General features: G+C 63.3%; 14 protein-coding genes. 4 read left to right on the top strand and 10 right to left on the bottom strand.

Going from position 1 to position 17,825, the window contains the following annotated elements; all coding sequences use genetic code 11:
* Nucleotides 1-7: 7 nt before the first annotated feature.
* Both AC3LCN_RS03805 and AC3LCN_RS03800 read left to right on the top strand, forming a co-directional pair.
* Nucleotides 8-1,696, top strand: a complete 1,689-nt coding sequence (locus tag AC3LCN_RS03805; RefSeq protein ID WP_488648762.1) for a DUF885 domain-containing protein — start codon at nucleotides 8-10, stop codon at nucleotides 1,694-1,696.
* Nucleotides 1,693-2,625 (top strand): DMT family transporter, encoded by a 933-nt coding sequence (locus AC3LCN_RS03800; protein WP_488648761.1) that lies wholly within the window; start codon nucleotides 1,693-1,695, stop codon nucleotides 2,623-2,625. Before AC3LCN_RS03805 ends, AC3LCN_RS03800 begins: the two co-directional genes overlap by 4 nt.
* Nucleotides 2,626-2,640: 15 nt before the next feature.
* On the opposite strand, the gene AC3LCN_RS03795 is transcribed toward AC3LCN_RS03800, so the two are convergent.
* Together AC3LCN_RS03795 and crtI are read right to left on the bottom strand one after the other, a co-directional pair.
* Nucleotides 2,641-3,534, bottom strand: coding sequence for a phytoene/squalene synthase family protein (locus tag AC3LCN_RS03795; RefSeq protein WP_488648760.1), 894 nt, complete (start codon nucleotides 3,532-3,534; stop codon nucleotides 2,641-2,643).
* A gap of 4 nt (nucleotides 3,535-3,538) precedes the next feature.
* On the bottom strand, nucleotides 3,539-5,071 hold the full coding sequence (gene crtI / locus AC3LCN_RS03790) for a phytoene desaturase family protein (protein ID WP_488648759.1): 1,533 nt from the start codon (nucleotides 5,069-5,071) through the stop codon (nucleotides 3,539-3,541).
* 153 nt (nucleotides 5,072-5,224) lie between these two features.
* Between crtI and AC3LCN_RS03785 the strand changes: the two genes are divergently transcribed.
* The gene (locus AC3LCN_RS03785; RefSeq protein ID WP_488648758.1) at nucleotides 5,225-6,166 is read left to right on the top strand and encodes an IclR family transcriptional regulator; all 942 of its coding nucleotides are present in this window, start codon (nucleotides 5,225-5,227) and stop codon (nucleotides 6,164-6,166) included.
* Nucleotides 6,166-8,136 (top strand): acetate--CoA ligase, encoded by a 1,971-nt coding sequence (acs, locus tag AC3LCN_RS03780; RefSeq protein ID WP_488648757.1) that lies wholly within the window; start codon nucleotides 6,166-6,168, stop codon nucleotides 8,134-8,136. Before AC3LCN_RS03785 ends, acs begins: the two co-directional genes overlap by 1 nt.
* A 392-nt stretch (nucleotides 8,137-8,528) precedes the next feature.
* Here the strand turns inward: acs and AC3LCN_RS03775 are convergent, their stop codons facing one another.
* From AC3LCN_RS03775 to AC3LCN_RS03740, 8 genes are all read right to left on the bottom strand, one after another.
* Nucleotides 8,529-10,037 (bottom strand): LCP family protein, encoded by a 1,509-nt coding sequence (locus AC3LCN_RS03775; protein ID WP_488648756.1) that lies wholly within the window; start codon nucleotides 10,035-10,037, stop codon nucleotides 8,529-8,531.
* Between the two features lie 45 nt (nucleotides 10,038-10,082).
* Complete coding sequence (gene thyX, locus AC3LCN_RS03770) at nucleotides 10,083-10,928, bottom strand: FAD-dependent thymidylate synthase (RefSeq protein ID WP_488648755.1); 846 nt, start codon at nucleotides 10,926-10,928, stop codon at nucleotides 10,083-10,085.
* 1 nt (nucleotide 10,929) lies between these two features.
* Nucleotides 10,930-11,124, bottom strand: coding sequence for a hypothetical protein (locus tag AC3LCN_RS03765; RefSeq protein WP_488648754.1), 195 nt, complete (start codon nucleotides 11,122-11,124; stop codon nucleotides 10,930-10,932).
* Nucleotides 11,125-11,134: 10 nt separating this feature from the next.
* On the bottom strand, nucleotides 11,135-11,734 hold the full coding sequence (locus AC3LCN_RS03760) for an LOG family protein (RefSeq protein ID WP_488648753.1): 600 nt from the start codon (nucleotides 11,732-11,734) through the stop codon (nucleotides 11,135-11,137).
* Complete coding sequence (locus AC3LCN_RS03755) at nucleotides 11,727-13,265, bottom strand: alpha/beta hydrolase (RefSeq protein WP_488648752.1); 1,539 nt, start codon at nucleotides 13,263-13,265, stop codon at nucleotides 11,727-11,729. Before AC3LCN_RS03755 ends, AC3LCN_RS03760 begins: the two co-directional genes overlap by 8 nt.
* 86 nt (nucleotides 13,266-13,351) lie before the next feature.
* On the bottom strand, nucleotides 13,352-16,276 hold the full coding sequence (locus AC3LCN_RS03750; protein ID WP_488648751.1) for a vitamin B12-dependent ribonucleotide reductase: 2,925 nt from the start codon (nucleotides 16,274-16,276) through the stop codon (nucleotides 13,352-13,354).
* Nucleotides 16,277-16,557: 281 nt separating this feature from the next.
* Nucleotides 16,558-17,475, bottom strand: coding sequence for a cytochrome c biogenesis protein CcsA (gene ccsA, locus AC3LCN_RS03745; protein ID WP_488648750.1), 918 nt, complete (start codon nucleotides 17,473-17,475; stop codon nucleotides 16,558-16,560).
* A partial coding sequence (locus AC3LCN_RS03740; RefSeq protein ID WP_488648749.1) for a hypothetical protein occupies nucleotides 17,476-17,825 on the bottom strand: 350 nt, incomplete at its 5' end.

Here is a 17,825-nt window from a genome sequence, read left to right as displayed (position 1 = left end):
CCAGATCGTGTCGAAGCCACTATCCGCGAACGACCAGGCCGTGAAGACCCTCGCCGACGACCTCTGGAAGGAGATGCTCTCGCACTCTCCAATCTGGGGGACCTTCCTCGGCATTGAGGTGAACGATGGCGCCCTTGACGACACGTCGGACGCCGCGCGCCTGCGCGACCGCGCCATGTGGGAGAAGTATTCGAAGGCGGCGAAGGCCATTGGCGACGAGGGGCTCGACATTGAGTGGAAGATCACGCGCGACCTGATCGCCGTCGGCGGCTCAATCGCCATCGAAAAGGATGATCACCGCATGGACCTCCTCTCCTCGGTTGACCACATGGATGGCGTGCAGACGCTCCTGCCGCAGATCGTCTCCTTCCAGGATGCGAAGACGCCAGAGAAGTTCGCCAAGCTGGTGAGCCGACTCAAGGCCTTCCCGAAGTTCATGGACGAGGCGATTGCGCGCGTGCATGAGGCGGAGAAGCGCGGCCTTGTTGCCTCAAAGATTTCGACAGAGCGACTGATCGCCCAGCTCGACGGCTTGATGGCCATTCCAACCGCACAGTCACCGATCGTCACCGCGGCCAACGTTGCCGGTGACGCTGAGCGAGCCGAGCTCGTCACGATCGTTGCCGAGTACGTTGATCCGCAGATCAAGCGCTACTACGAGGCGGTCAGCGGCAGCTACCGCACCAAGGCGCGCGAAGTGCCGGGCCTCTGCTCCGCACCAAACGGTGCCGAGCTCTATAAGGTGGCCATCCGCAGTTGGACCGGCCTGCAGCTTGACCCGAAGGAGCTCCACGAGATCGGACTCCAGGAGTGGGCCGACATTCAGGAGGAGATGAAGGTTATCTCGACGAAGCTCGGCTTCGGCGGCTCCATTGATAAGTTGCGCGATGCCGCTGAGAGCGACCCAACGAACGTCGCCGCGTCGAAAGAGGCGCTCATCGTGCGCATTAAGGAAGATATTGACCGCGGCTATGCCGAGGCGGGCAAGGTCTTTGGGCGCTTCCCGAAGGCTGGCTGCGATGTGAAGGCGGTCGAAGACTTCAAGGAGAAGGATGCACCCGCCGCCTACTACTTCAGCCCTGCGGCTGATGGTTCGCGCCCGGGGACGTACTACGTGAACGGCTACGACCTACCGTCACGCTTCTTGCACGCCCTTGCACCAACCACGTATCACGAGGCCATTCCGGGGCACCACTTCCAGATCGCTCTGGAGATGGAGTTGGAGTTCTTGCCAGACCTGCGCAAGCACGCTTCGCACCTTGCGGGGAACGCCTACGTTGAGGGCTGGGGTCTCTATTCGGAGCGACTCGCCGACGAGCTCGGCCTCTATCGCAGCGAGATGGAGCGCTTCGGCATGCTTCAGGGGCAGGCGCACCGCGCGGCGCGCCTCGTCGTTGACACTGGCCTCCACGCCTTCGGCTGGGACCGCGATAAGGGTGTTGCATTCATGGAGTCCGTTGGGCTGCCACGAACCGACGCCGAGATCGAGACCGATCGCTACATCGCTTGGCCAGCGCAGGCGCTCTGCTACAAGGTTGGGCAGCGTGCCATTCAGCGCACGCGTGCTGCGATCGAGAAGCGCGATGGTGACAAGTTCGACATCAAGTCGTTCCACGACCACGCTATCGGTCACGGACAGATTCCGCTCCCGGTCTTTGAGGCCGAGATGCCGAACTGGGTCAAGCCGAAGGCATGAGTAACGCTGGGGGAACCGCGGGCGCGGCTCGCGGAACCTCCCGGCGAACGGTCGGAATCCTCTGCGCGATCGGCGCCTCACTCGCGTGGGGCTTCGGATCGACAACGTCGGATTACGTCCTTTCGGCGGGGGTTGGGAACGACACGTTTCTGGTTATTGAGCTCGGCATCGGCTTTCTCGTGCTGCTCCTTCTCGGCGCAATCCGCGGCGAGCTGAGCGGCTTCTGGCACCCAGGGCTGCTGCGAGCATCTTCGACCGGGATCATTGAGCCGTGGGGCGCCTATACGCTCGGTAACGTTGGCATCATCTTCTCGAGCGGCGCCTTCGTCGCCCTGGTCTCGTCGCTGAATCCGGTGTTGATCGCCATTCTGGCCGCCCCGTATTTGGGCGAGAGGGTGAGTCGTCGCGCCGCCATCCTCATGGTTGTCTCAATCATCGGCGTGGCTCTGGTGGTCGGCGGCGCTGGCGTAGCCGGCACGCTCAAGCCGGAGGGCATCATCTTCGCGACCCTCGGGCTCTTCTGCGGCGCGGCCTATGTGCTCCTCTCCTCGAAGTTGGTGCGCACCATGCCCGTGCTGCCGCTTGTTGCATCGCAACTGCTGGTGGCGGCGCTCGCTTCACTAGCCCTCCTGATCGTGCGCGTCACGATCTTTCACGGCGACCTGCAGCTGCCATCAACGGAGATGCAGTGGGCCGTCTCAGTTGCAACTGGCGTCTTTGGCGGTGCGGCACCGTTCATCTTTTATCTCGAGGCAACACGGCGAATCCCCACGACAACGGTGAGTCAGTTCAGCACGCTCGTTCCGGTGGTGGCGCTGATTGGTGGCGTGATCTTCCTGAACGACGCGACGACCCCAGTACAACTGCTCGGTACCGCGATCGTGGTGGTCTCCCTCTCGCTCCTCGCGCGCTACGCCCGCGCGCACTGAGGTAGGGGCGCCACTCTAGGAGATCGTCACCGCGCGCACCAGGGTAACGGCCTTGCGAACTCGCCCCACCACCGGTCGGTGTGGTCGCCGCATGCCGAAGCCGTCGCGTTCAATTTGTCGCAGGATCTCGCGATAGAGGTGCGCGGCTACGCGAATCGATCGGCCGCCGTTCTCTAGGTGGTGGATCCCCGCAGCGCCAAGCTCGTAGTCGGCATCGGCCCGAGCAATCTCGGCCAAGTAGAGCGCGCGCCGATCACCGTCACGAAGCGAGGTCGGGCCGCTCGTTGCTGCGGGGTCAAGCCCAGCGCGCCCAAGGGCGCTAGCGGGGAGATAGACACGCCCGTTGGCAAGATCCTCGTCTATATCGCGCAAGATATTCGTGCGCTGCATTGCGGCACCAAGGGCACGGGCGGCGCGATCTGCCTGCGCATCGTCGCCGGCGCGCACACCGAGGAGGGCCGCCATTAGGCGACCGACGGTACCCGCCACCTGGTAGCAGTAGAGATCAAGATCGCCATCGTTCGCCATCGCTGGGCCGGCAAGGTCGCCCTCCATACCGTCAAGGAAGGCGCCGATCGCATCGGTTGGGAGCCCTGGGGTACGGCGCCGCAGGTCGACGAAGATCGCCAGCTCATCGCCACCCGCACCGTCGATTGCTCCGCTGCTAAGCCAGGTACGAATTGCCGCGAGGCGTTGCGCGGCCTCGGCGTGCCCTGCGGAGCCAGTCGGCGCCTCAAGGTCGACAAGGTCATCGAGGTGGCGCAGCGCCGAATAGAGCAGATTGATGTCGTCGCGAACCTGCCTTGGAAGGAAGCGGGCCGCAAGGGCGAAGCTGCGCGCAACGCGATTGATGGTCGCCTGCGCTTCGGGGAGGAGTGCCGCCACGCGCGGATCGCGCTGGGGGGACATGCCGCTAGGGGCGGACGAGATTTCCGGTGGGGCCGGTGGCACGCGAGGTGAACGGGGCAGGGTAGTCGCCGCGAATTAGATCTTGGGTGACCTGCGAGGTAAGGAGCGCCCCTGGCATCCCCGCGCCTGGGTGCGTGCCGCCACCAACGTAGTAGAAGCCAGCGATCGTCCGGTCACGATTCGGCTGTCGGAAGTAGGCCGACTGCTCGAGTGATGGCTCAACGGCGAAGGCGTTCCCGTCTGGGGCGAGGAGTTCGTCGCGGAAGGTGAGCGGTGTCCACGAGCGTTCCACAACGATCGAATCGCGCAGCCCTGGGAGCCCCCAGTTTTCCAGCCACTCTAGGGTGCGATCTCGCATGCGTGGCTCAGCCTCGGTCCAGTCATCGCCGGACCGAAGGTTCGGCACGGGGAGGAGGATTGCGATGGAGTCGCCACCCGGTGGCGCCATCTCAGGCTCGGTGCGTGATGGCGCATGGATGTAGACGGCATTGCTGCGTGGCATGCGACGCTCGCGAGTGACATCCTTGATGAAGCCGTGATAGTCATCGCCCACCACGAGGGTGTGATGGAGGAGCTTCTCAAACTTCTTATTAGTGCCCAGGTAGAGCATGTGCGCCGACATGGTGGTGCGCAGTGGGCGGAGGCGCCATGGGAAGGCATCAGGAGCATCTGGCAGAAGCGCATCACGCGCCGTCACATCGCCGTTATAGATGACAAGGTCGGCGTTGTGTACCTCGCCATCGGCGGTGCGAATCCCAGTGGCGCGCCCATTGCGGTGCAAGATCTGATCCACCTTGCTGTTGGTGCGTATCACGCCGCCCATCTTGGCAATGATCTTGCCGAACGATTCAATGATGCTGTAGACGCCGCCCTCGGTGTACCAGATGCCATCGGCGATCTGCAGATAAGCGAGCGCCGAATAGATGGCGGGAACGCGCGACGGATCGCCACCGATGAAGAGCGAGTGGAAACCGAACGCCTGCTGCACATGCGGCTCCTTGAAGAACTTGCCAACCCATCCCTCGAGGTAGCGGATGGCATCCAGTCGCGCCATGGTCGGGATGAGTTTAATGAAGTCCTTCAGCTTCAAGAAGTTCTGGCGGCCGGAGACGAGGATCCCCTCGCGGTGGATCGCACCCGATGCGGCCAGGAACGCCTCGAGCTGATCAGCGTCGTCGTTCGAGAACTTGCGCATCTCGGCGAGGAGGTGCTCGCGGTCGCTACCAAAGTCAAAGTGGCGATCCTCGCCCGTCCAGAAGATGCGATAACCCGGCTGCAGTTGTCGCAGCGTGACGTGGTCTGACATCTTCTCGCCGGCTGCGGCGTAGACCTCTTCGAAGAGCCACGGCATGGTGATGAGCGACGGGCCGGTGTCGAAGGTGTAGCCACCCTCCTGGATGCGCGAGGCGCGGCCGCCAATCTCGGGTCGGGCCTCCAAAATGGTGACCTGCCAGCCGTCGGAGAGTAGGCGGATCGCCGTGGAGAGGCCGCCGAAGCCGCTGCCCACGATGATCGCCGTTCGACCCCCCTGCGCCATGGGACCCCCCCGGTACTCACTATGGAGGCAGCGCCCCCTATTGCTACCATCTTAGAGGTACCCCGCGCGGCGCGCTGAGCACGAATAGGGCCTCCCATTGACGAGAGCGCGCTGCGGGCGGATCATCCGCCACCTAGGGAGGAGCACCTGCCAATGACCAATGAACAGACGCGCAGTGGCGCGTCACGGGACCCCGATGAGTTACCCGACCAGGTCGGGGGAGCGCACGCGCATGGCGCAGATGACGCTGCCGTTCGCTCCGTCGATCGCGCCGCCGCGCTCTTGGTCTGCCTCTCTGACGCCGATGGCTCCGCCTCGGTCACCGATCTCTCCCACTCCCTTGATCTACATAAGTCAACGGTGAGCCGGCTCCTCTCCACCCTCGAGCGCCGCGGCCTAGTAGAACAGGATCGCGATAGCGGGCACTTCCGTCTCGGCGTTGGCATTATTCGCCTCGCGCAATCCGCGGAACGCACCCTTGACCTGCGCGCGATCGCCCTCCCTGAGATGGAGGCGCTCGCCAAGGTGACCCACGAAACTGTCAGCCTCGAAGTCTTTGACGGCGTCGCCGCAGCGGTAGCGATCTGTCAGATCGACGGACCAAACCTCACGCCGATGCCCGACATCACTGGGCGGCCACTCGCCATGCACGCCATCGCCTCAGGGAAGGTGCTGCTCGCCTCACTCCCAGAGCGCACCGTTCTCTCGATCGCTCGACGCGGTTTGGTTCGCTATACACCGCGCACCATTATCGACCCGCGCGCCCTCCTCGAAGAGCTCGCCACCATTCGCCGCCGCGGCTACGCCGTGGCGATCGGCGAGTGGGACGACCGGATCACCGCCGCCGCTGTGCCGATCTGTGATGCGCGCGGCACCGTTATCGCCACCGTCGTGGTGTGGGGAGCCGCAACGCGTGTGACTCCTGGAACGCTCCCTGCACTCGTGACTGCGGCACGCGATGCCGCACAGCAGATCAGCACCAAGTTGGGCTGGAGCGGCAGCCAGCGCCGCGCCGGCATCGTGCCGCACCTCAAGGACAGCGATGTCGAGGAGCAGGAGCGCGAGGTAGCCGACGACGACGAGGCCACCGGCTAGTGGGTGACACGCCAGAGCAGCACGGGATTGAGACTTTCCAAGCTGAAGGGCTCTCCTTCCCACCCGACGCGGCCACCGCTGCGGCGGCAAATGCGCGCACAGAGCTTTATGAGCGTGCTAGCGTCGACCCTGTTGCCTTCTGGGCCGAGCAGGCACGCGAGCTCCTCACCTGGCGGAAGCCCTTCACGAAAACGCTGGAGTGGGAGCTCCCATTTGCAAAGTGGTTCGATGACGGTGAGCTCAACGTGTCGGAAAACTGCGTAGACCGCCACGTTGCCGCCGGTCGTGGCGATAAGGTTGCCTTCCACTGGATCGGTGAGCCAGGTGACCGCCGCACCGTCACTTACAACGACCTGTTGCGCGAGGTGCAGAAGACCGCAAACGCGCTGAAGGTGCTTGGTGTAGGTAAAGGCGACCGCGTTGCGATCTACATGCCGATGGTCCCTGAAGTGGCAATTGCCATGCTCGCCTGCGCCCGCTTGGGAGCAGCACACAGCGTCGTCTTCAGCGGCTTCCCCGCGAATGCGCTCGCCGACCGAATCAACGACGCCACCGCGAAGGTGCTGATCACCGCCGACGGCGGCTACCGCAAGGGAAAATTCTTTGAGCTGAAGCCGATCGCCGACGAGGCGCTCGATAACAGCCCTTCCGTCACGGGCGTTCTGGTCTACCAGCGTCGCCAGCCTGGCACCGCCGGAACAACAGCAATGCAGGCTGGTCGCGACCATTGGTGGCACGAGTTCGTACCAAGTCAGCCGGCCGAGTGCCCGGCCGATCCGATGCCCGCCGAACAACTCCTCTACCTGCTGTACACCAGCGGCACCACGGCGAAGCCGAAGGGGATCATGCACACCAGCGCCGGCTATCTGCTCGGCGCCACCTTCACCCATCGCGCCGTCTTCGACATCAAGCCCGACGATGTCTACTGGTGCGCCGCCGACGTTGGTTGGGTGACCGGCCACAGCTACATCGTCTACGGCCCGCTGAGCAACGGCGCCACGCAGGTGATGTACGAGGGAACCCACGACACGCCGGCGTGGGATCGCTGGTGGTCGATCGTCGAAGAGCTGAAGGTCACGATTCTCTACTGCGCGCCAACAGCGATTCGCGCCTTCATGCGTCAGGGCGATGAGCATCCGCAGGGGCATGATCTCAGCTCGCTGCGACTCCTCGGCTCCGTGGGTGAGCCGATCAATCCTGAGGCGTGGCTCTGGTATCGCGAGATGATTGGTGGCAACCGCACGCCGATCGTCGACACCTGGTGGCAGACGGAGACCGGTTCGATTCTGATCAGCCCGCTCCCCGGCGTCACCACCACCAAGCCTGGCTCCGCCACCTTCCCACTCCCCGGCATCTCGGCCGATGTCGTCGACGATTCAGGGGCAAGCGTTCCGCTCGGCTCGGGCGGCTACCTCACCCTCACCAAGCCGTGGCCGTCAATGCTGCGTGGCATCTGGGGCGACCCAGAACGCTTCAAAGAGACGTATTGGAGCCGATTCCCCGGTTCGTACTTTGCTGGCGACGGAGCCCGCCGTGACGCCGACGGGTACTACTGGCTCCTTGGGCGTGTGGACGACGTCATGAACGTCTCAGCGCACCGCATCAGCACCATTGAGGTTGAGTCGGCACTGGTCGACCACCACTCTGTCGCCGAGGCCGCGGTGGTGGGAAAGAGTGACCCACTCACCGGCCAGGCGATCGTTGGTTTCGTGATCCTGAAGAAGGGGATCAACCCAACGCCCGCCCTTCTTGAAGAGCTTCGCGCCCACGTCGGAAAGAACATTGGCGCGATCGCTAAGCCGAAGCACCTCGAGTTTGTGCCTGAGCTCCCGAAGACCCGCTCCGGGAAGATCATGCGGCGCCTTTTGCGCGACATTGCTGAGGGGCGAAACCTTGGTGACGTAACCACTCTTGCTGACTCTTCGATCGTTGAGGTGATTCGCGCCAACACGGGCGCCGCTGACGAGTAGGGCGGCACTTTTCCACAATCGCCCCCTCGTCGGCTTGAACCGTGGAAAAGTCCCGCAACGAAAGGTGCTACTTCGTTGATAAGTCCCTTCTGATGCGAGGCTCTGCCCACGATGCTACCCGTAGCCCGAAGGGGCCAGCGGTGAACCCGTCGACTGAGCAATCGGCCAGGCGGCACGAACTGTGGCGATGACGGGATCGAACCGACAGGCAACTGACGGTGCTGGTGAATGACCACCAAAGCGCGAGGCAACTCGCAGCGGCGGAGCGGAGGGTCACCTGGGAGCTTCGGCTTTACGGCTGGGGCAACTCGATCCGATCTCACAGCGGAGGGGAATCGGCGTGCAAGCGTCGCCCCCAACATCGGATGGCCTCTCGGGCGAACTCTTTCCCCCTACGGAACAGTGCTCTCTGGCGCACTCGGTGACGTGTCCGGACTCATCGACGGCGAATCCGATGGGATGGGTGATGGTGATGGCACCCCTGGAAAGGCGTTCGCAATGACCCTTCTGATCTTGGTGATCGTTGCCGCGTTCAGATAAGCCGGATAGGCACTCGGCGCAAAACGGTAAAGGTGCACCTGCGCCGTGGCGGCACGCGAGAAGAGGTCAACGAGATTCGGAAGAGAGCTTCGCGGCAGATCTGTCCAAATGTAGCCCTTCGCCGCCGCTGCGAGTGCTGGGGCGTTCAAGATCGTGGCGCTGCCGAGCTGATCGCGAATCGCCAATAGCAGCGCCTGCTGCCGCCGCATGCGGCCATAGTCTGAATCTTGGTGGCGGCTTCGAGCATAGGCGAGAGCAAGCCGTCCGTTAAAGTGCTGCTGCCCAGGATCGATACGCAGTTGTATTGATCCGAGCACTGGGTCCGGATAGTTCTTGTCATAGATCGACTCCGTGACATTCATGTCGATTCCACCCATCGCGTCAACCACCTTAATGACGCCCCAGAGGTCTGCGACGAGAACGGCGTCGATTGGACGCTGCGCCAGCTCGGAGATTGTTGCGCGGACCGCAGCTATTCCAGAGACGTTCCCCTCGCCAGGCCAGAGCTGCGGGTAGTAGAAGGTGGCATCGGTGTACACCTCGTTTAGGAGTTTCTGGAAGCAGCCGCAGGGGCTGGCGTTGCGCGCTGCACCAGGTGGCAGTGGCGCATTAACCATATTTCGCGGGAAGCCGAACATCGCGACGCGGCCGGTGGCGACGTCAACCTCGACAAGCAACATCACATCCATGCGACGGCTCCAGCGGTCGGCCCCTGCATCAGAGCCGAGCAGGAGCAGATCAAACTTGCCGTCGTCACCCCATGGGATCTCTCCGGGCCGGGTCCAAGGTGTGGCCACAGTAAGCGAGGGGAGTGTTCCGGTTCCACCCCCGCGGCCTACCGAGCTGCCAGGACTCGCCATGGGCGATGTATCTAGGGACGGGCTCCCCGCACCTGAGGCTGTGGGGTCAAAACTTTTCGAGGGCGTGGGTGACGTGTCGGCAAACGTTTCGTTTAGGAGTTCATCGAACGCGATCAGCGAGTGGCCAACGGTGAGGTGAGGCGCCACAACGAGTAGCAGGGTTGCAGCGGCGACCAGCACGCCCTCCCGTGGCGGCAACCGTGCGCCGCGGAGTAGGTGCGCGAGGGCACTTAGGCGCCACGCGGTGAGAAGGAGATTGAGCACCCCCAGGAGGAGGAGGGCACCTGGGGTGACGAGGATGATCAAGAGTTGCGTGGTGCCGCCAAGGAGCAGCAGAACCAGTGTCGCCCCAAGGATGGCGAGTGCGGGAGCGGCAAAGAGTGCGGCGCGGCGTCGATCAACACGCGCGAGGTGGCCAAGCCCCGGGAGGGCCGCAGTCAAAAGCGCGGCGAGTAGGAGCGAACGCTTCGTGGGCTTACGTGAGGCGATTGCGGGTTTCATTCCCCTCATCCTCTCCCATCTGGGAGATGCGTGGTGGCTCGCGGTTTATTGAGCCAGTGGAAGCGTGCGGCCTTTCGCCTTTGCCTCAGCCGCCTTTGCCGCCCACGCGCCGAGGACCTCATCCTTGTGCGGTCGGATTGGGCAGTGGCCATCCTTATTTCCTGACTCATCGCAGTAGCCGAGCGGCACGCACTTCGGGGCGAGGAAGCTGCCGAGGAATGGGCTCACCGCAAACACCTCGTGGCGGATGAGCTGGAAGAGGCGGCGGATCTCCCACTGCGCCATGGTGCAGAGGCGCAGGCCCGACATGTGGATGAGGGCACGCAGGTTGACCGTCATGATCAGGTTTGTGCGCGTGGCGTTGGGGAAGACGAAGCGTGCATCCTCGGCGGGGATGCCCGCTGCCACGAGGTCACCGTAGAGGCCGAGCGCACCTTGCGTGGCCTCCTCGAATCGCGCACGGACCGTCTCGTCGGCTTCCGCAACTGATCCAGGGAGCATCGTGGCCGCCTTCTTGAAGGTTACGTATCGTTGCGACTGCTGATCAAACGCCACGCCGGCGCGGTGGCGCACCAGTTGGTGACTGAGTGTTCGGGTGACGCCCGTGATGGCGAAGGTGAAGACGATGTGTTCAATGGTGCTGCCGTGGCCCGACTCAATGACGCGGCTGACCAGCTCGCGCTGCTTCGCTGGGTCAATCTCACCCGCTTCCGCGCGCCGATAAATCTCCTCTGGTGGCAGCTCGGAGTAGCAGGTGCGGCAAGCCGTGTAGATAATTGGCACGTAGGATCGCTCGACGATCTCGCGATCTGGGAAGAGCATTGTCGCTTTCATCCCAAGATCGTGACGACCCGGATTCTTCGGAATTCCGCTCTTCTGCTTCTCGCTCATCTCAGTAGTAGTCCGAGCAGGAGAGGAAGTAGCCGCACTCACAGATCATCTTGCACTTGCGATCGATCATTTGCTGACCGCAATTGGCGCAGCAGGTCATCACCAAGCCCGGATCAATCTCAGCCACGGGCGTTGGCACGACCACCGTTGGGGTGCTCTCGTCCGTCGTTGAGGCTGGGGCAGGCTGGTTCAACATCTGGAGGATCCTACCGCTCCGCGGGAGAGGGTGCGGGGTGCGATGCCTCCCAGGGAGCGCCAAGGCCGAGTCGTTCGCCAATCAGCATGCGGGCCTCCGCGAGCACCATGCTGGTGGGGGTGCCGCTGGGTATCACGTGGACGACGTCGAGGTCGGCGGGGCCAACTACCAGGCGACGCCGAACGAGATCCACGAGCTCTACCCAAGCGTCGCCAACGAGCAAGAGTGGCCGCGCATCACTCACCTGCAGCAGGTTCCAGGCAACGGCGATCTCGGCAAGCGTCCCAATCCCACCATCCAGGCCGATCATCAGATCCGATCCTGAGAAGAGGCGCAGTCGATCGAAAAGGTCGGCGGAATCAACACGGCGCGTGACCGCCTCGTTCGCCTCTAGGCCATCCCACGAAGTGACCGTGTAGCCGAGCACCTCACCACCCTTTGACTTGGCCCCGCGGGAGGCGGCGCCCATGATCCCCTCGTAGCCGCCAGTGGCAACGGTGAACCCCGCCTCAGCGAGCGCCGCACCAAGGTCAAAGGCGGCGACCCACCGCGGATCACTGTCAGGGAGGCGTGCCGAACCGTAGACGCTAACGATGAGGCGCTCAGTCATTGCAGCGCGTGTTCTCAGGGGGCAGGGTGCCGCTGACAAGGAAGCTGATGGCGGCGTCATCAATGCAGGCGCTTTTGCCGCCAACGCTGGTGTGCCCCTCGCCGACGTAGGTAAGCAGGTGGCCGCTCTCAAGCAGCGCTGCCATGCGCTGCGCCCAGGCATAGGGCGTGGCAGGGTCGCCCGTTGTACCTACCACCAAGATCGGTGCGGCGCCAGCGCCATTCACCACCGCTGGTAGCGGGTCGGCGCTCGTGTACGGCCACACGCCACACAGCAGGCCACCCGAGGCCTGCCCCGCGGCGAAGTCTGGCGCTTTGCTAACGAATTTTTCGTAGATCGCCTTGTAGCGCGCAATGGATGGCGTTGTTGGCGAATCAATGCAGCTGATCGCGGGGAAGGCCTCCATGATGTTCGACTTGTAGGTGCCGTCTTCCGCGCGGTCGTTATACGCGTCGGCAAGCAGTGCTAGCAGGTATCCGTCGCCCTTACTCGCGCCAGCGAGGCCCTGCACCGCGTAGTCCCAGTAGTCGCGGTTATAGAGCGTCATGATCACGCCAGTCGAGGCAAGCGTTGAATTCAGCGAGCGCCCATCCTTGAGCACAATCGGGTGATCATCGAGACGATTCATGAGAGCATCAAACGCAGTGCGCGATTTGCCACCACCAAACGGGCAGGCTGAATCTGCATCGCACCAAGCGAAGAGTCGATTCAGCGCTCCCTGAAGGGAGACCCCCTGCTCGCCGTATTCGGACTCGTCGGTCGGAGCCATGTCAACGGCGCCATCAAGGATCATGTGGCCAGTTGAGGTGGGGAAGAGGGTTGCATAGACCGCACCGAGGGCGGTGCCGTAACTGAAGCCAAGGTAATCGAGTGTGGCTACGCCAAGGCCAACGCGAATGCTCTCCATGTCGCGAGCCGATGCGGTGGTGCCGATGTACGCGAGCATCTCGCCAGTTCCAGCTTTGCACTTCTCAGCAAACCACTTCGCGTCACTGAGCGCCGAGGTCCAATCTGCGGCACCCGGTCGATCGGGAATCCCTGGCGTCGCCGCCCAGTTATCCATCTCAGAGTCACTGAGGCAGTTGACGGGGGCGCTACGATTGACGCCACGCGGATCCCACGAGACGAGGTCGAAGCGATTACCGATCTCGGCTGGCACCACACCACGCCCCGACTCGGCGAGGATGTTGATGCCCGATGCACCAGGGCCACCGAAGTTCAGAAGGAGTGGCCCAACCTTGTGCGCCTGGTCAGCAGCGGGGAGAAGGGCTACGGCGATGTCAATCGTTGGCCCCTCAGGCGTCAGGTAGTCGCGCGGCACGGTGATGGTTGCGCAGAGGAGTTCTGGGTTGCCGCCCGTTACCGGATCGGTTGCTGGGCAAGCCTGCCAGTTGATGGTGCCGCTCGGGACGAATGTGGCCGTTGGGCTCGGTGATTCGGTGACCGGCGCGCCACAAGCACTGGCAACGAGGGCGATGGCGAGGAGCGCCGCGATGGCGAGGCGAGCGTGGCTCCCTGTGGCGTTACGCATCGGTGGCCTCCTCTCTGCTCAGTTGTGGCAGAACGCCCCAGCCGCCAAAGGCGACCGGGGCGTTCTGCACGAGGTTCCGCGTTAGATCAGCTGCAGCCGCTCGTCGTACCGCAGGTCATGCACTTGTAGCAGGCTGCGTTGCGCACCATGATCGCGCCGCACTCCATGCACGCCGGCGCATCGGACTGGTTCTGGAAGCCGAGCCCAGCGACCGCCAGTACGCCGCCCGTTGCCGCAGGTGCGGCTGGAGCAGCTACTGGCGCTGGGGTTGTGATCGCAATGGGAGCCGATACCGACCCCGTTGCGCCGCCGCCCTTGCCGCAGGCGCAGTTCGGACCGCACGACTCCACCGCACCCACGCGAACCGTGGTTGGGAGGGCGCCGAGGACCGGACCGCCATCGGTGCGCTCCTGCAGGCCGAGGATCTCGCGATCGCCGGCTGGCAGGAAGCGGCTTCCGAGGTAACGGAAGACGTAGTCCACGATCGACTTCGCCAGTGGGATCTCGGCGTTGCCGGTGAATCCGCTTGGCTCGAATCGCACGTGGGCGAACTTATTGACCAGGTCGCGGAGTGGCACGCCGTACTGCATGGCCACGCTGACCGAGGTCGCGAAGCTGTCGACGAGGCCGCTCACGGTGGAGCCCTCCTTCGCCATCTTCAAGAAGATTTCGCCCGGCTGACCATCTTCGTAGAGACCGACCGTGAGGTACCCCTCCTGGCCGGAGATCTCGAAGCGATGGGTGATTGCCGTGCGCTCCTTTGGCAGGCGTCGTCGCGCTGCACCCGCACCAGGCAAGATCGCAGCGGCGACTTCGGCAATTGCCGCTTCGTCCTTCTTCTTGCTGGTGTTGAGCGGCTGCGAGCGCTTCGAGCCGTCGCGATAGATCGCGATCGCCTTGAGGCCAAGCTTCCACCCTTCCAGGTAGACGCTCTCGATCTCTTCGGCGGTGGCAGCCTCTGGCATGTTCACCGTCTTCGAGATTGCGCCGGAGAGGAACGGCTGCGCCGCCGCCATCATGCGCACGTGGCCCATGTACTGGATGGAGCGCTGCCCATTCTTCGCCTTGAAGGCGCAGTCAAAGACCGAGAGGTGCTCGTCCTTCAGGCCTGGGGCACCCTCAATCGTCTCCTGCTCGTCGATGTACTTGAGGATCGCGGCGACCTGCTCGGCGTTGTAGCCGAGCTTCACGAGCGCCTCTGGGACCGTCTGGTTGACGATCTTGAGGAAGCCTTCGCCGACGAGCTTCTTGTACTTGATCAGGGCGATGTCTGGCTCAATGCCGGTCGTGTCGCAGTCCATCATGAATGCGATCGTTCCGGTTGGCGCCAAGACCGACACCTGCGCATTGCGGAAGCCGTGCTTCGTGCCGAGATCGAGTGCTCGATCCCAGGCATCGGTTGCCGCGTTCGCAAGGTCCTTCGGCAGCGTTGCCGTTGGAATCTGGCGCGAGGCATCACGGTGCTTGCCGATCACGCGAAGGAACGGCTTCTCGTTCTTCTTGTACTCAATGAACGGTCCGCCGTGTGCCGCCGCCGTTTCGGCCGACTGCGCATATGCCTCGCCGGTCATGATCGAGGTGATCGCGCCTGCGTAGGCGCGCCCCTCGTCGGAGTCATACGCCAAGCCGCGGCTCATCAAGAGCGCGCCGAGGTTGGCGTAGCCGAGCCCGAGTGGGCGGAAGCGGTGGCTGTTCTCATCGATCATCGGCGTTGGGTACGAGGCGTTGTCCACCATGATCTCCTGCGCGAGCAGGGTCAGCCGCGAGGCGTACTTGAAGGACTCCACGTCGAACTCACCATCTGGTCGCACGAACTTCATGAGGTTCAGCGAGGCCAGGTTACAGGCGGTGTCGTTGAGGAACATGTACTCCGAGCACGGGTTCGACGCATAGATGCGGTCCGTGTTCGACGACGTGTGCCAGTCATTGATCGCCGTGTCGTACTGAATGCCAGGGTCGCCGCAGACCCACGCAGCCTCCGCCATCTTGCGGAAGACGTCGCGTGCCCTGAGCGTTTCCACTGGCTCGCCGCTCACGACGGCGCGTGTCTGCCACGTGCCATCGCTCTCAACGGCCTTCATGAACTCGTCGTTGACGCGCACTGAGTGGTTCCCGTTCTGGAAGAAGATCGAGCCGTAGGCCTCGCCGGTGAAGCTGGCATCGTAGCCAGCCTCAATGAGTGCCCACGCCTTCTTCTCTTCGCTGACCTTCGAGTCAATGAACTGCTCGATGTCAGGGTGCTGCACATCGAGGATCACCATCTTCGCTGCGCGGCGCGTCTTGCCACCGGACTTCACGACACCGGCGAAGGCGTCAAAGCCCTTCATGAACGAGACAGGGCCAGAGGCGGTGCCGCCACCGCTCATCTTCTCCTTGGCGCTGCGGATCGGGGAGAGGTTGGAACCCGCACCCGAACCGAACTTGAAGAGCATCGCCTCGGTCTTCGCGAGGTCCATGATCGATGACATCGAGTCCTGCACGCCATTGATGAAGCAGGCCGAGCACTGTGGGCGCTTCTCAACGCCAACGTTGAACCAGACTGGTGAGTTGAAGGCCATCTTCTGGTTGACGAGCAGGTGGGCCAGCTCGGCAATGAATGCGGCACGGTCCTCATCGGACTTGAAGTAGTGCTGCTGCTCAGCCCATGCATCAATCTGACCGGTTACACGACCGATCAGCTGGCGAACGCTCGTCTCGCGCTCTGGGCTTCCAACATGTCCACGGAAGTACTTTGAGACAACAACGTTGGTGGCGAGCTGTGACCATGAGGCGGGCACCTCCACGTCCTTCTGCTCGAAGACGCTCTTGCCGCTCTCGTTGCCGATAGATGCGGTGCGGACCTCCCACTGAATTTCATCGTATGGATGCGTGCCGGCGGTGGTCCAGCGTCGATCCCAGGCGAGGCCCTTTGAGCCCTTGCCATCAAAGCTCAACGGTGGCAACGGCTGCGCCGTTGACTTCTCGATCGTTGCCTTTGTTGCCGCCTTCGCAGCGTCCACCAAGCCCGCCATGTGTATCTCCCTCTTCTGCCTCAAAATGTGAGGCCCACCACCTCTGTTCCCAACCAACGATTGGGCGCTCAGAGCCCCTGCCGTGTAGGAGCGGGAGCCGAATCCTACGCCGAGGGTGGTGTGGCGTCAACCCCTCAACCACTACATATGGTGGTGTTACAGGAGAGTGTTGCCGCACATGTTGTGGTTTGGCTGCTTTTTACCTTTGTTACGGAATCTGCCGCACGGCGCAGGCGCAGCGCACGCTCAGGCGGGTCGATCGGGTGGGGGAACGGGCTTTGTTACAGCCCCGAGTAAGTGTGCAGGCCGGTGAACCATAGGTTCCCCGAGTAGGTCAGCAGAACCGCCACAAAGCCGATAACCAGGAGCAGGGCGGCGGGTCGCCCCTGCCAGCCGCGCTGGCTGCGGGCGTGCAGGTAGACGGCATAGACCAGCCAGGTGGCGAGTGCCGAGGTCTCCTTTGGGTCCCACCCCCAGAAGCGGCTCCAGGCGATCGAGGCCCAGATTGATCCGAGGATGAGCATGCCGGCGAATAGTGGGAAGGCGACGGTAACAGCGCGGAATGCAACAAGGTCGAGGCGCTTTGCTGGCGGCAACCAGCTGAAGCGATCGGTGTCGCCTTGCATCAGATATGCAACGCCTGCCGCAAATGCGAAGGCGAAGATGCCGTAGCTAAGCATTGCCATGCCAACATGGATGGTGAGCAGTAGCGGGTGCTGTAGCGCCGGCACCAGGTCAACTACCGCATTTGGCAGCGTCGTCGCGTAGGCGAGCAGTGCGAGTGCGACACCGTAGGCAATAGTGCTAAGCGCTGGCAGGCGACGCTTACGATCAAAGAGGATGGTTGCCGCGCAGATGCCGAACGCGAACGCAACGGTGAACTCGTAGAGATTTCCCCACGGCCCGCGTCCGACAACAATGGCGCGTGCGATTAGCGCAACGCCGAGTGATCCCGTCGCAATCACCGCGAGCGCACCTGCGATCGCACTAATAGTGCTTGTTGATTCGGCGGAGGTCGGTGCGCCTCCATCAAGCTGCTCGGCAAGGTTGCCGCGCATTGATGCTGCGGCGATAGCGAGTCGTGGAGTGACGGCGCGGTCGCCTTGGGCTACGAGGACAAGGTGCACGACATAGAGGGCGAAGGCGCCGACAAGGGCAATCGCCCCAACAACAACGAGATAGAAGGAGAGGGTCGCCACTTAGGCGCGAGCCGCGCCGCCAGGAGGCGGTCCAGCGGGGCGCTCCACGGCGACGATCGTTCGGGCACGTAGCTCTAGTCCGCAGGCATCGCAGGTGCTGTGCTCAGCCACTCGAACCGCAAGGCAGCTGGGGCAAGCGATCAGGAGCGGCTCGCCGCGGAGCGATCGGGTGCTGCCATTTGGGTAGATGGCCGCCTCACTGGTCGCGTACGGGCGTCCGGCGGGGAAGAGCGGTCGCCCATCGACACCGAGCGGGGCGGGGGTGGGGAGGGGTGCGCCAACCTTGAGCTGCGCACCACGCTTGGTGATGCCGACCAGCGTCCAGATGCCACCCGTTGAGACGATCCAAA

The organism is Candidatus Limnocylindrus sp., from assembly GCF_040397215.1.
In the GTDB taxonomy this organism is placed as follows: domain Bacteria; phylum Chloroflexota; class Limnocylindria; order Limnocylindrales; family Limnocylindraceae; genus Limnocylindrus.
Note: the sequence above shows the minus strand (reverse complement) of the source record. Positions and strands in the feature narration are given on the sequence as shown.